The organism is Paenibacillus urinalis (genome assembly GCF_028747985.1).
In the GTDB taxonomy this organism is placed as follows: Bacteria; Bacillota; Bacilli; order Paenibacillales; family Paenibacillaceae; genus Paenibacillus; species Paenibacillus urinalis.
Genome location: NZ_CP118108.1, coordinates 1,186,972 through 1,200,975, shown reverse-complemented (window position 1 = coordinate 1,200,975; position 14,004 = coordinate 1,186,972). Strand labels below are relative to the sequence as shown.

Sequence of the window (14,004 nt, the reverse complement as noted above, 5' to 3'; positions counted from 1 at the left end):
ATCATATAATTGCAGAAATTTTTTAATAGGATATAAATCGATTGGGTCTGTCTAATTCACTGTCTGATCGACCCTCATACTCATTCACAGATTCAGCGGTTATCTGATTCACAGTCGCTTCTATCCGTGTAATCACATTGTCAGACAACCCCTCTAGCTGTACATTCAGTCGTTTCAGAAAAGTGGCAGCAGACTCAAGCTCCTTGTTTGTAAAGCAACCAAAAATCTCATCAATGATAATGGAGCCACTATCCTTGTTCCGCATGATCATTTCATTACCCGATGGAGTAATTCCAAGAACGACCGATCTCCGGTCAGTATCACTCCGCTTGCGTATGGCAAATCCACTAGCCTCCAGCTTGTCACATAAAGCAGTCACTGCTCCTGAGGTAAAATCAAGCTGCTCCGCAAGATCACCAAGCCGCTGATCACCTTCGCGCAAGATCGTATTCAGGATAAGAAGACCCGGGAGGGATATGCCTTCCACCGATACCTTGTCTCTCTCCTTCACAAATCTTCGAACCACTTTGCGGAACAAATAATCGACCTCTTCCAGTAGAATCCAATCCTTCTCCTGCATATCGCTCCTTTCAGGTGCATACCATGGAATGCAAAAAGGCCCCTAGCACCTCTTCACGCATGCATTCGCATCACGAAGGAAGAGATGGTTAGGAGCCTTTGGTTGGTCCAATCGGCTGACCGTTATGTATTGAGTTAGTTAGGCATATGGTATGAATCAAATGTTGATCGTTCGCTTCATACCAAATGCTTCAGTATTAAAATAACGATTGCTTAATTAATGAACATTTACTTAATGAGCACTCATTTAATGAGTTGTGGTGTAAATGTCTTGTTGCAAGATTAAACCAATTAATCCAACCTGTCAAGTGTGTTTTTAGATAATGCTTTGCATTTAAAATTTTGCTTAAATTTGTATAAATTGATAAAGAAGCACCCAGTAACGGCTGCTTCTTTCTTTTAGCTATTGCTTAATATTTTTTAACTGTTTTTGTAAATCAAAATTTTCTGGCTTAGGAAGGTAAGCCCAATTTTCTCCATTTTGAATCCACTCTTTTAAATAACCCTCATAAGTGTATTCTTGATCATCATCGTGAAAGCCAAACTCAAATCCACAGCATGGGCAAACGATAAATGACTTCTCTCCAGTTTCATATATGGGAGGGTCTTCCAGATTATTGTATCCACAAACAAGACAGGTGTATGTTTTCATATTTCATATTTATACCTTTTCGCTATTATTTTTGGAGCTTGTTTCTTTAAGATAATACTTAGCTCCAATCTTAACTAGTATACACGTTACTTGAATCATAGAAAAAGGATTATCGCCATCATGCCTCGCCTGGAGTCTAATCCGGGAATCAGCAGAAAACTTACGATCTGAACCCACATTCACCTCGCAGCCCTACTTACAAAATAAGGCCAGAGCTTCGCATACTTGCGGCTCTGGCCTCACCCCCGCCTCCCCACAAAAGGGGATGCGAAGGTGCCTTTGAGGTTTGCCTCCAGCGATTAGCGAAGAGGTGATTGTGGAGAGAGGAAGCGTCAGCGTTCGTTTTTTGTCTGCTGATTCCTTCCTTGCCTGAGTCTAATCCGGGAATCAGCAGACAACTTACGATCCGAACCCACATTCACCTCGCAGCACTACTTACAAAAAAGGCCAGAGCTTCGCATACTTGCGGCTCTGGCCTCACCCCCGCTCCCCATAAAAGGGGGTGCGAAGATGGTTTGAGGTTTGCCTCCAGCGATTAGCGAAGAGGTGATTGTGGAGAGAGGAAGCGTCAGCGTTCGTTTTTTGTCTGCTGATTCCTTCCTTGCCTGAGTCTAATCCGGGAATCAGCAGACAACTTACGATCCGAACCCACATTCACCTCGCAGCGTCCTTAGCTGGAGCCACCTCACTCATTTTCAAAACCTCAACACTTTACTTCGCACTCACCTTCAACCGAATGACATTCCAGCTCGCCTTACCCAGCTGCGCAGTCACCGTCGTACCATCAACAACCGCATTTCCATTCTTATGCGGAGCAACACGGTCTGGCTGAGCTGCTGTATTCACTGCTTTTAGATCATCGCTTTCAAGCACAATGTGCTCAATGATCTGGCATTGGCCGAAGCTGCGCAAGTCCACTTCCACAGGCAAGGATTCATTGAGGTGGCGGTTTACAGCAAAGACCGTAACCTCCTCGGCCTCTTCATTATGGATCGCAATGGCTTCAAGGTAAGGAACGTCTGTAATTTCCTTCGTATCATATTTAGGAGATTGAACCAGCGGCACAAGGGCCTGACCTCGACCGTATACAGAAGTATGCAGATAAGGGTAATAGATCGTTTGTTTCCAAGCAGCCCCGCCATTCTCTGTCATAATCGGAGCAATGACATTGACCAGCTGAGCGAGACATGCCATTCTCACACGGTCGGAATGCTTGAGCAGGCTGATCAGCATACAGCCAACAAGCAGTGCATCCTCATGATTATAGACGTCCTCGAGCTGTGGAGGCGCAATTTGCCATGGTTCCATCTTGCTGTCGTTCTCATTGGAGTGGAACCACACATTCCATTCATCGAAGGAGAGAAGCATCTTCTTCTTGCTGCGCTTCTTCGCTTTGATATAATCACAGGTTGCCGTGACGGTCTCAATAAAACGATCCATTTCAAGCGATCTCGCCAGGAATAACGCAGAATCCTGCTCACGATTGCCATAATATTGGTGCAGCGATAAGTACTCTACATGATCATAGGTATGATCAAGCACGGTCGCTTCCCATTCCGGGAACGTCGGCATGTTGATGCTGGAGCTTCCGCAGGCAACAAGTTCAATCGTTGGATCCACCCACTTCATAACCTTAGCAGCCTCAAGCGCAACTCTACCATACTCTTCTGCCGTCTTATGTCCAATCTGCCATGGACCATCCATCTCATTACCAAGACACCAGGTCTTCACGTTGTGCGGATCCTTGTAACCATGCTTAATACGCAGATCACTGTAGTAGGAGCCGGAAGGATGATTGCTGTACTCGACAATATTACGGGCAGCATCGACTCCGCGTGTACCCAGGTTAACGGCCATCATGACCTCGGTATTGGCCTTCTTCGCCCAATCCACGAATTCATTGAAGCCAAACTCATTGGTTTCCACTGTGCGCCATGCCAGCTCCAGACGGCGTTTACGGTCTTCCTTCGGACCCACACTGTCCTCCCAATTGTAACCGGATACAAAATTGCCCCCTGGATAACGGACAATCGGAACCTGAAGATCCCGGATGAGTCCCAATACATCCTGACGCAAACCAGCTTCATCCGCAGTCTCATGACCTGGTTCGTAAATTCCTCCATATACCGCACGACCTAAATGCTCTATAAAAGAACCATAAATTCGTTTGTCCACTTCTGCGATTCGAAAATCTTTGTCGACGATCATCTTTGCTTTATCTGCCATGAATTATGCCAACTCCTTAAATTAATTTAATTATTAATCCTTTAAGCAAATCATAATTCCCTCTTTTATTAAAATCCAAATAAAACTTAAATGCAATAACATTTTTGATATTTTTAAAATATTATTGAATTTATTTAATCATTAATCCTATAATAAGAGTTAATAATTAAATCAACGGATTCAGGAGCGAATAGAACATATGATAAGAGCAAATGCTGAAGATAAATGGCTCCCTCTGTACGAAGCGTTAGCCAGCGGTGTCCGGCTGTCCATCATCCGGCTTCTTGCAGAGCAGCCTATGAATATTAAGGAGCTTGCGGCCTCTCTTGAACTAAGCAGCGCGATTGTAACCAGCCACGTCCGCAAACTGCAAGAAGTCGGCATTGTGGAATCCAAGATGATCCGCAAGGATGGCGGAACACATAAGATTAATTCCCTGGCCGTCGATTGGATCGAGATTATGATGCCGAACAAGGTTCAGCAGCTAGCACGCAAGTATAAGGAGACCTCTATTCCAATCGGGCATTACACCGAGTTTGATGTGTATCCGACCTGTGGATTGTCAACGACAGAAAAAGTCATTGGACAGTACGATGATCCGCGTTATTTTCTCGATCCCGAGCGTGTGAATGCACACATCTTATGGTTTGGTAGAGGATATGTAGAATATAAAATCCCGAATTATTTGCTGCAAAACGAACAAATTACAGAGATTGAAATTTCATTTGAGATCGGCTCTGAGGCTCCAGGCGTTAATCCCAACTGGCCATCTGACATTTCCTTTACCTTAAACGGCATACCGCTCGGAAAATGGACAAGTCCCGGAGACTCCGGAAATGGCAGAGGTGTCTTCACACCCGAGTGGTGGCAGGATGAAGTGAATCAATATGGACTCTTGAAGGTCATTCGCATCACGAACGAGGCTACTTTTATTGATGGACAGCGCATGTCGGAGATGACCATTCAAGATATTCCGATAGAACGTAATCAATGGACATTCCGTCTAGCTGTTGAACAGGACGCGAAGCATGTCGGTGGATTAACATTATACGGTGAAGGCTTCGGTAACTATAATCAGAACATCATTCTGAGACTGTACCACTAAAAAAAAGCCTCTTCCGTTAAGGAAGAGGCTTGTCTTAGATAGGATATTACAGCGCGCTGCCGCCATACAGGAAGCGGTATTCCCAATGCTTGCCTTTGAAGGTATCGACTTTTACGCCGCCGGATTCAGTCGAGTACGTATGAAGCATTTTGCCATTACCCAGGTAAATCGCGACATGCGTAATTCTTGCTGAACTCTTATTGATTCCGGAGTACGAGGATTTGCTCGAACCTTTGTAAGACATGAAGAACATCAGGTCACCGCGTTTCAGAGAAGAAATGCTGGATTTTGCATTACCTTTGTTCTTAACATATGTTCCTTGTTGACGAGAATCCGCTGGAAGCGTAATACCCGCCCCATCCATGAATGCACGTCTTACAAAAGAAGAACAGTCAAATGTCTTGGTGCTGCTGCGTGGTGCGCCGAACTCATAAGGCGTTCCCAGATACTTCGCGCCCGCGTCGATCACTTTCTCCACAGTCTTTGAACTTGTGCTGTTGGCAGAGACGCTGCCACCGCTAGAAGAACTTCCGCCGCTTACTGTCTTTGTATATTTAGAAGAAGAAGAAATATATCCTGTGTTTCCTTTTGTATCTTTGACTTTAAGCCAGCTGGATCCAGATGTTCCAAGAACAGATACGGTTTCTCCCTTTTTCAGCATGCGAATGACGGATGAAGAAGTGGTTGCTTTCTCTCTCAGGTTAACACCGTAGAGAACTTCCTTAGTTGTTGTAGCTGCATAAGCCTGGCTTGAGAATACAGGCATGCTCACTGAGCCGAACATTAATGCTGATGCTATAGTTGCAGTTAGTATCTTTTTTGTAACCTTCATGTTGTAGAACCTCCTGAAGTTTTAGGTTTTGTTAATTCCTCATGACATCACCTTGCCATCAACTGTCCCCATTGTAGGACAGGCAAGCAACCTAAATCATCGGACTTTAGTCCTGATCACCCCTTTATAAAGATAGGTATATAAAACTATATAAATACGTTATATGATTTAATTCCAGATTGCATAATACTGATGAAAACAAATCAAAATATTCTTATATATCAACACATTATTACAAATAAGCAAGAAAAAACAGCCTTAAATTTATTAGGTATATAGACCTATAAATAAAAAGGCTGTTTTATGAATTGGATAAACTTACTAGTAGTTACATTGGATATTATATCCGTCAATAAGTTTTGTTTTTACTTTTTAACCTTTTTGTAACCTATTGAAACGTTTACAGTTTAAGCAGCTCGTTTGTTCTTGTTGTAAATATCAAACGCGACAGCTAACAACAATACAAGTCCTTTAATTCCCTGCTGCCAGTCGATACCGAGCCCGATCAGCGACATCCCGTTATTCAGCACACCCATAACCAGACCACCGATAATAGCGCCAAATACGGTTCCAATTCCCCCTGATGCGGAGGCTCCACCGATAAACGCGGCCGCGATCGCATCAAGCTCAAAGTTTGTACCCGCTCTTGGGATAGCCGCGTTCAATCTTGCAGTAAAGATCAAGCCGGAGATCGCAGCAAGTACCCCCATGTTAACAAATACCCAGAAGGTAACCTTCTTTGTTTTTACACCAGACAGGCCTGCAGCCTTCTCATTACCGCCTACCGCATAGATGTGACGTCCCATAACTGTCTTATTCATAACAATGGAATAACCTACAATAAGCACGGCAAGCAGCACCAGGATGTTCGGAATCCCTGCATAGCTGGCAAGCGCCACGAAAAATACGTTAACGACGATCGCAATCAGCACCATTTTCGTTATAAACAGCGGCGTAGAACTGGTCTCGAATTTATACTTCTGCTGATTTTTACGTGCTTTCACTTCATTAATAATGTAAAGTACGGTTACAATCACACCTGCAAGAATTGCTACCAGATTCGTCCCTGCATTCCCGAAGTCCGGAATGAAGCCTGCACTAATCTTCTGGAACCCTTCCGGAAGAGGGGATATGGACTGGCCTTCCAGTACAATCATCGTAAGACCACGGAACAAGAGCATCCCGGCAAGAGTGACGATAAAGGCCGGTATACGGACATATGCTATCCAGAACCCTTGCCATGCGCCGATCAGTGCTCCCAGCAGAAGCGACAGAATGACCGCTACGACCGGATGCAAATTCATATCTACCATCATAATTGCAGCGCAAGCACCTACCAGGGCAGCTACGGAGCCTACGGACAAATCAATGTGTCCTGTAATGATAACCAGCACCATACCAATGGCGAGGACGAGAATATAGCTGTTTTGCAAAATGAGGTTCGTAATATTGATTGGTTCGAATAATAATCCGCCACTAAGGACCCCGAACAAAATCATAATGAGTATTAATGCTATAATCATGCCGTACTGGCGAATATTATTTTTGAGCAGCTGCATTAAGTTATCCATTTGTATGCCCTCCCGATCTGGTCGTGTTCGTCATGTATTTCATCAACAGCTCTTGATTCGCTTCACTCCGATTCACCTCACCTGTGATCCTTCCTGCATTCATAACGAAGATTCGGTCACAGATGCCGAGTATTTCTGGAAGCTCGGAAGAAATAACGATAATGGCCTTTCCTTCATTCGCCAGCTCCTGAATAATCGAGTAAATTTCAAACTTGGCCCCTACGTCAATTCCTCTCGTAGGCTCATCGAGTATAAGAATATCCGGCTCGGAATAGATCCATTTGCTCAGCACAACCTTCTGCTGATTACCACCGCTAAGGTTCTGAACCTCCTGGTGGATACTGTTTGTTTTGATCTTGAGCCGTTTACGCATTTGCTCCGCAACGATCACTTCTTCATTTTCATTAATAACCGAAGCCTTCTGCAGCTTCTTGATTCCGGTTAACGAAATGTTTCGCTTAATATCCTGGATCAGTACAAGCCCATAGTCCTTGCGATCCTCTGTTACATAGGCAAATCCATTATCAATCGCCTGATTGATTGTGTTATTGTGAATGACCTGTCCGTCCTTGCGCAGCTCCCCTGAGATTTTCTGTCCGTAGGCCTTTCCAAAAATACTCATCGCAAGCTCCGTCCGTCCCGCTCCCATGAGACCGGCAATTCCTACAATCTCTCCGCGCCGTACATTGAGATTGACTCCATCCAGTACTTTGCGATCGGCATGATGCTCGTGGTATACAGTCCAGTCCTTGACTTCAAGCATAACTTCACCAATGTTTGGCCTGCGTTCCGGATAACGATCCGTTAGGTCACGGCCAACCATGCCTCGGATAATTCGGTCCTCGCTCATATCCTTCGATTTCATATCCAGCGTTTCGATCGTCTTGCCATCTCGCAGAATCGTTACAGAGTCCGACACCTCAGATACTTCGTTCAGCTTATGTGAAATGAGAATACAAGCGATTCCCTGCCTCTTGAATTCCAGCATCAGTCTGAGCAGATTTTGACTGTCTGTCTCATTAAGCGCTGCTGTCGGTTCATCCAGAATAAGCAGCTTCACCTTCTTGGACAGCGCCTTCGCAATCTCGACAAGCTGTTGTTTACCGACACCGATATTCGTGACCAGCGTGTTAGGATTCTCATCCAGCCCCACTTCCTTGAGCAGTTCAGAGGTCTTCGTGATAGTCTCCTGCCAATTGATTACCCCTTTGGTTGCCCGCTCGTTACCTAGAAAAATGTTCTCGGCAATAGACAAGTATGGGATAAGCGCGAGTTCCTGATGGATGATGACGATCCCTTTCTCCTCGCTGTCCTTGATCGTTTTGAATTCACATACCTGATCCTCGAATAAAATATCTCCCTCGTAGGAACCGTAAGGGTACACTCCGCTCAGTACCTTCATCAGTGTTGATTTACCGGCACCATTCTCGCCGCATAAGGAATGAATCTCGCCTGCCTTCACTTTCAGGTTTACATTCTCCAATGCTTTAACACCGGGAAATTCCTTTGTAATCCCGCGCATTTCAAGTATATATTCAGCCATGATTTCACCTTCCCGCATCAAAAGTTAACAGTCATTCTATTCCAGCCCAACTTCGTCTTTGGTGTAGTATCCGGAATCAATTACAACTTCCTCCAGATTCGTCGCATCCACAGATACTGGTTCAAGCAGGTAGGACGGCACAACCATTTTTCCATTATCGTAGCTCTCCGTATCATTCACTTCTGCTTCGGTCCCAGAGAGAACGCTTTCAACCATGGCAACCGTTCGCTCCGCCAGCTGACGCGTATCCTTAAATACAGTTTGTGTCTGTTCTCCTCTGACGATGGATTTGATGGAGGAGAGCTCTGCATCCTGTCCAGTAATTACAGGCATCGGATTGTTAGAGCTTCCATACCCTACACCCTTCAGAGAAGAAATGATGCCCAGACTTAACGAATCAGCAGGAGCAAGAATTGCATCAATCCGCTCATTTGAGTAATGCGCACTGATCAAATTATCCATCCGCTTCTGCGCTTCCGCACCATCCCATCTGAGCGTAGCGATTTGACTCATTGAATTCTGTTTGCTTCGTATAACGAGCTGACCGGAGTCAATATACGGCTGTAGAACAGACATAGCGCCGTCAAAGAAGAAGTAAGCATTGTTATCATCTGGTGATCCGCCAAACAGCTCGATATTAAACGGTCCCTTGCCTTCCTTGAGGCCCAGCTTCTCCTCTATATAAGAGCCTTGAAGAACACCGACTTGGAAATTATCAAATGTAGCATAATAGGACAGATGCTCTGTATTACGAATCAATCGGTCATAAGCAATGACACGAATGCCTTGGTCATGAGCCTTGCTGATGACATCGGTTAATGTATTTCCGTCAACGGATGCAATCACGATCACATCCACGCCTTTCGTAATCATGTTCTCGATCTGTGCAATCTGATTCTCGACTACATCCTCCGCATATTGCAGATCGGTCTTGAAGCCTTTCTCTTCAAACAGCTTCACCATGTTATTCCCGTCGGCTACCCATCTCTCCGCCGATTTCGTTGGCATGGCGATGCCGACATAGCCCTGACTTTCGCTGCCGCCTGTCGTCTCCTCAAGATTACATGCACTCAAAGAGATAACGAGCACGAAGAGAAGAAGATAGGTTAGTGCTTTCTTCATCGTTTCCACCCTTTCGCTTGTACGATTGTGCCTGGATTAAAGCTTTTATAGTTAGCGCTTTCATATCCATTGATCCCTTGTTTCTTCTATAATGATATCTCAACGCTTCTTGAATCGTCTTTGCACATTTGCAACCGTTTTTATAAAAATCAAACCTTTCTTGGCAATATCCCGATAGGAGTTCAGTGGCAACAAAAAAAACGCCTTGCGGCGTTTTTTTCAAAATGAAGAGCTATATCTTCCTTGAATGCTCTATTGATTCTCTAAACAAAGGCTTCGCCCTTACGATATTTGTTCGGGGAAATGCCGATGACCTTTTTGAATGCAGTGCTGAAATAGTGCTGACTCTCATATCCGATATGATCCGCAATCTCGTGCATGGCAAGACTGCTGCTATTCAGCAGCTGTATCGCTTTGTGAATCCGAATTCCGGTCAGCAGGGCAATAAATGACTCCCCGAGCTCCTTCTTCAGCATGCGGCTCAAATACACGGGTGAAACTCCCAGCTCGGAAGCCACCAGCTCCAGTGTCAAAGCGTGGTTGTGATAATGCTCCTGCAAATATTGCCGGGCTCTTCGTACAAGCGGAGATAGCGAAGCCTCCTGATAGATGCATTCCTTGCACAGGTTGTATGCCTCTAGAAGCTCCATCTCCACTCCAACATCCTCAGCAGCGGTGTGTAGAGTGACACCCAGATTCTCCTTGGCCGCCTCCTCGATCTTCATGAGCAGTTCTGGTGTGAGCCTGCTCCAGCTGATCCCTACGATCAGATCAGATCCATTTCTGAACACAAGCGCTTCCGAGGTGCCGATCAGCTCTTCAACAATGTTCTTGACCGCATACAGATACAGCTGGCGATCGCCTTCCTTCAAGATCGTATTCGGCATGCTTGCCTCTGGCCAGCGGATCACGAGACAGCTTGCGGGAGAAGCTGCAGGAAGAGAGAGCAGACTGAGCTGCATCCTAAGCTCCTCTTCGTTCAGTCTGCCTTGTACCCATTCCTGTCCCAGCTGCTCTCGCAGTACCTCCCTTCTCTTGCGGAGATGCTCCCTGGCAGATGCCTGTTTTTCCTTCTCCAGCTGCTCCTCATCGAGTGAAGCCTTGATTCGCTGCAGCACACTCATCAGCTCATCCGTTTCAACCGGCTTCAATATATATTCCTCCACACCCAGCCGAATCGCTTGCTGCGCATAGCTGAATTCATCATACCCTGTAATGATAATGCATCTGCATTCCTGCTTCTGCTCTCGAAGTGCCTGAATGAATGAAATGCCATTCATAATCGGCATATTCATATCGACGAGCACAAGATCAGCTCCCCGTTCTAGTACAAGCTCCAGTGCTTCCGCTCCGTCTTCGGCGAGTCCGATGACTTCCATGCCCAGAGAAGCCCAGTCTACCGACTCGCTGATGCCTTCACGAATGATAGGTTCATCATCCGCAATCAATACTTGATATGGTTTATTCATAGCTCCTCCTCCTGTTCGTGGTCAGCCATGACTTGAGGCTCGGTCAACAAAGGATGCTTAATCGTGACCGTTGTGCCTTCCCCCAGCGTGCTGTCCAGCTGCACGCCGTAATCTGTTCCGAATGCGAGCTGAATTCGGGCCTGCACATTTAACAGGCCATAGCTCTTCGGTGACTCCTTCTCTTCATGCTGCTTATCTATGGTGATCAATGGATTGGCAAGCTTCTCCCTCAGCTGCTGAAGCCGCTCCTCATCCATGCCCGCCCCATTATCTGTGATCGTCATCAGAAGATAGTCGGTTTGCTGTTCCACCTGAATTCGAATGTTGCCTGCACCGCGCCTGGCCTTGATCCCATGATAGATCGCATTCTCAACGATCGGCTGCATGATCAGCTTGACGACATAGAATCTTCTGACCCCCTCCTGCAGCTCGATCTGGCAGTTCAGCCGGTCCCGATAACGGGTCTTCTGAATCTGCAAATAGCTGGTGATATGATCTATCTCTTCGGACACCGGAATCATGCTGCTGCCCTTACTGAGCCCGATTCTAAACAATCGGGATAACGATTTCACCATTTCGGATACATCTTCCGCCCCCTGCTTGCGTGCCATCCAGTGGATGGTATCCAGTGTGTTATACAAAAAGTGCGGCTTGATGTGAGCGGTAAGACTGCGCAGCTCAGCTGCCTGCTTCTGTTTTTCTTTTCTCCGGTTCATAGCCATCAGCTTCTTGATCTCCTGCAGCATTCGGTTAAAGCTGACACCGAGCATTCCGACCTCATCTCCACGGTTACCGAGATTACGCAGTGTCATGTCGCCTTTTTCGGCCTTCTGCATCAAGCTCATCAAGTGATGAATCGGCCTTGAGATGGATTGTGACAGGACATAAGCCGCCGTTAGTCCAAACATGCAAACAATAAACAAATAGCAAATCACATAAAAATGAATTTCTCTAACAGCAATTGCTGAATCACCTGTATTGAACACCCCGATAGTACGCCAGCCAGTGTAAGAAGAGGTCTGGTATTGAAACTGAAAGTTCTGATCTCCGACTTGTTTTGTAAAGGTTCCATAGGCGGCATCTTCAAACCAGGAGCTCTCCAACTGAGTAATAATGGACTGATCCGGTGCGAAGATTTTATTCCCATCCTGATCCTGAATCATTAAATATCCATCTTTACCTAACGTGACGTCCCTTGCAATGCCTGAGATCGAGAACAGCTTCAGGTCGATCAAAATAACGCCTCGCGTTTCCCGAGTCTCCGGATCAACCAAAGCTCTGGATACAGACACGACTTCATCCGGCGTATAGTTCACATGGGTAGTTACTCTCCGCTCTCCAGGGTGCCCGATGACCGTAAAGATCCCTTTCTGATCCACGGCAGCCTGATACCAGCTCTCTTGTGTGAGATCTGTATCATCTACAGCATACATTTCGTTGCTTATATATTCCCCTTCATTATTAATGATTAAGATCCCTGCAATATCGGGATGAAGTGTTGTAAATCCCTGTAAAAAAGCTTGAACACTTCCAGAGCTCTTCACCCGCTCTCTTACCTCGGGAGTACCATCAATAAACTGCTGAACATCCTCATCAAATTCGGTGAGATAGGTAATGTTCTGCAGATTTTCAATGGACTTGTCGAGCGACTGATTCACTTTACCAATCAGCTGGAGTGTATTGTCTTCGACCTGCCTTTCCACAATTCGATCCACGGTCCAATTGACGATTAATCCAAGACCCAGTGCAGGCACGATACCAATCAATACAAAAAGAATGGAGAGCTGATAACGCAGCGGCATTTGACTGAACTTAAGGCGCTTCCATAACCTTCCAGATCCGCGCTCATTATTTCGCATAATACTGCTCCACATTCTGTTTGGTAACTACATTAATTCCTGTATCGACCTGGACTGGAACCGGTGACACATCGTCTGTCGCAGAAGGCGCCGGAATCGTCAGATCATGGTGAAGATGGAACAAATATTGTAAGGACCAGTACCCCATATTCCATGTTCCCTGTGCAATGCTTGCCGCAATAGCACCTTCCTTGATCAAATCAAGTGTGGCTTTGTTCGTATCAAAGCTCACAATTTGAACCGGATCCCCATGCTGCTGAACCGCTTCAGCGACACCGACACCACTTGCTGCTTCGGTGACGAATACTCCGGCAAGATCCGGATACTTCTCAAGCAGTGCCGAAGTCACTTGTTCCGCATCCTCTGCATTTCCTTTTCCATTAACCGTATCGACCACTTTCATCATCGGATAGGTGCTCTCCAGCGTATCCTTGAATCCTTGAATCCGCTCTGTATGATTGTGCTGTCCAGGTACAGTAACGATCGCTACCTGTCCCTCTCTTCCTGCCAGCTTCGCCATCTGAGCTGCTGCGGTTGCCCCAGCGTTGTAATTATTCGTTGCCAGGAAGGAGTAAGCTTTGCTATTCGGTGCACCTGAGTCAAACAGCACGACCGGAATGTTCTCCTCAATCGCGCGGTCGATAACACCATCGAGTCCATTCGTGTCAATCGCAGAGATGGCGATGCCTGCCGGTTTCTTCGCAATCACCTGGTCCAGTACCATAATCTGCTCCTGCAGGTCGTACTCCGTTGCTCCTCTATATTCAATGGACACGTTCAAAGCGTCAGCCGCATCCTCAAAGCCCTTAAGCACGCTCTTCCAGTACTCAGAGCCAGATTGGAAAGTGACCATCACATAACGCTCCGAGATATCTCCTCTCAGACCTTCACCCGCAGCTCCTCTATTGTCCACGTCCTCTGTCATATATTGAAATATATAAACCAAAAAAGCGAATATTAAAAGCGCATAGATCAGCATCATCTTCTTCAATATAGCTACGCCTCCTCGGTCTGTTCCAATGCCGGCATTTAACCGCTTTCATTAA

General features: G+C 46.0%; 11 protein-coding genes. 1 reads left to right on the top strand and 10 read right to left on the bottom strand.

Annotated elements, in window-relative coordinates; genetic code table 11:
- Positions 1 to 22: 22 nt before the first annotated feature.
- The 3 genes from PUW25_RS05300 to arfA all read right to left on the bottom strand — a co-directional run bounded on the left by PUW25_RS05300 (position 23) and on the right by arfA (position 3,457).
- Positions 23 to 580 (bottom strand): MarR family winged helix-turn-helix transcriptional regulator, encoded by a 558-nt coding sequence (locus tag PUW25_RS05300; protein WP_047912247.1) that lies wholly within the window; start codon positions 578 to 580, stop codon positions 23 to 25.
- Positions 581 to 982: 402 nt separating this feature from the next.
- Complete coding sequence (locus PUW25_RS05295; protein ID WP_047912248.1) at positions 983 to 1,231, bottom strand: hypothetical protein; 249 nt, start codon at positions 1,229 to 1,231, stop codon at positions 983 to 985.
- Positions 1,232 to 1,942: 711 nt separating this feature from the next.
- Entirely contained in the window at positions 1,943 to 3,457 is a 1,515-nt protein-coding gene (gene arfA, locus PUW25_RS05290; RefSeq protein WP_047912249.1) for an arabinosylfuranosidase ArfA, read from the bottom strand.
- A 199-nt stretch (positions 3,458 to 3,656) separates the two neighbouring features.
- On the opposite strand from arfA, the gene PUW25_RS05285 reads away from it, so the two are divergent.
- The gene (locus PUW25_RS05285; RefSeq protein ID WP_081872500.1) at positions 3,657 to 4,562 is read left to right on the top strand and encodes an ArsR/SmtB family transcription factor; all 906 of its coding nucleotides are present in this window, start codon (positions 3,657 to 3,659) and stop codon (positions 4,560 to 4,562) included.
- Between the two features lie 46 nt (positions 4,563 to 4,608).
- Here PUW25_RS05285 and PUW25_RS05280 read toward each other — a convergent pair whose 3' ends face one another.
- From PUW25_RS05280 to PUW25_RS05250, 7 genes are all read right to left on the bottom strand, one after another.
- Complete coding sequence (locus PUW25_RS05280; protein WP_047912250.1) at positions 4,609 to 5,394, bottom strand: C40 family peptidase; 786 nt, start codon at positions 5,392 to 5,394, stop codon at positions 4,609 to 4,611.
- A gap of 407 nt (positions 5,395 to 5,801) precedes the next feature.
- On the bottom strand, positions 5,802 to 6,965 hold the full coding sequence (mmsB, locus tag PUW25_RS05275) for a multiple monosaccharide ABC transporter permease (protein ID WP_047912251.1): 1,164 nt from the start codon (positions 6,963 to 6,965) through the stop codon (positions 5,802 to 5,804).
- Positions 6,958 to 8,508 (bottom strand): multiple monosaccharide ABC transporter ATP-binding protein, encoded by a 1,551-nt coding sequence (mmsA, locus tag PUW25_RS05270; RefSeq protein WP_047912252.1) that lies wholly within the window; start codon positions 8,506 to 8,508, stop codon positions 6,958 to 6,960. Before mmsA ends, mmsB begins: the two co-directional genes overlap by 8 nt.
- A gap of 36 nt (positions 8,509 to 8,544) precedes the next feature.
- Positions 8,545 to 9,630: a multiple monosaccharide ABC transporter substrate-binding protein gene (gene chvE / locus PUW25_RS05265; protein ID WP_274338201.1), complete on the bottom strand. Its 1,086-nt coding sequence runs from the start codon at positions 9,628 to 9,630 to the stop codon at positions 8,545 to 8,547.
- A 263-nt stretch (positions 9,631 to 9,893) separates the two neighbouring features.
- Positions 9,894 to 11,099 carry a response regulator transcription factor gene (locus tag PUW25_RS05260; protein WP_205053941.1) on the bottom strand — a complete coding sequence of 402 codons (1,206 nt, stop codon included), beginning with the start codon at positions 11,097 to 11,099 and terminating at the stop codon, positions 9,894 to 9,896.
- Positions 11,096 to 12,958, bottom strand: coding sequence for a cache domain-containing sensor histidine kinase (locus tag PUW25_RS05255; RefSeq protein ID WP_205053942.1), 1,863 nt, complete (start codon positions 12,956 to 12,958; stop codon positions 11,096 to 11,098). Before PUW25_RS05255 ends, PUW25_RS05260 begins: the two co-directional genes overlap by 4 nt.
- Complete coding sequence (locus PUW25_RS05250) at positions 12,948 to 13,949, bottom strand: substrate-binding domain-containing protein (RefSeq protein WP_205053943.1); 1,002 nt, start codon at positions 13,947 to 13,949, stop codon at positions 12,948 to 12,950. The genes PUW25_RS05255 and PUW25_RS05250 overlap by 11 nt, the downstream gene beginning before the upstream one ends.
- Between the last annotated feature and the right edge of the window lie 55 nt (positions 13,950 to 14,004).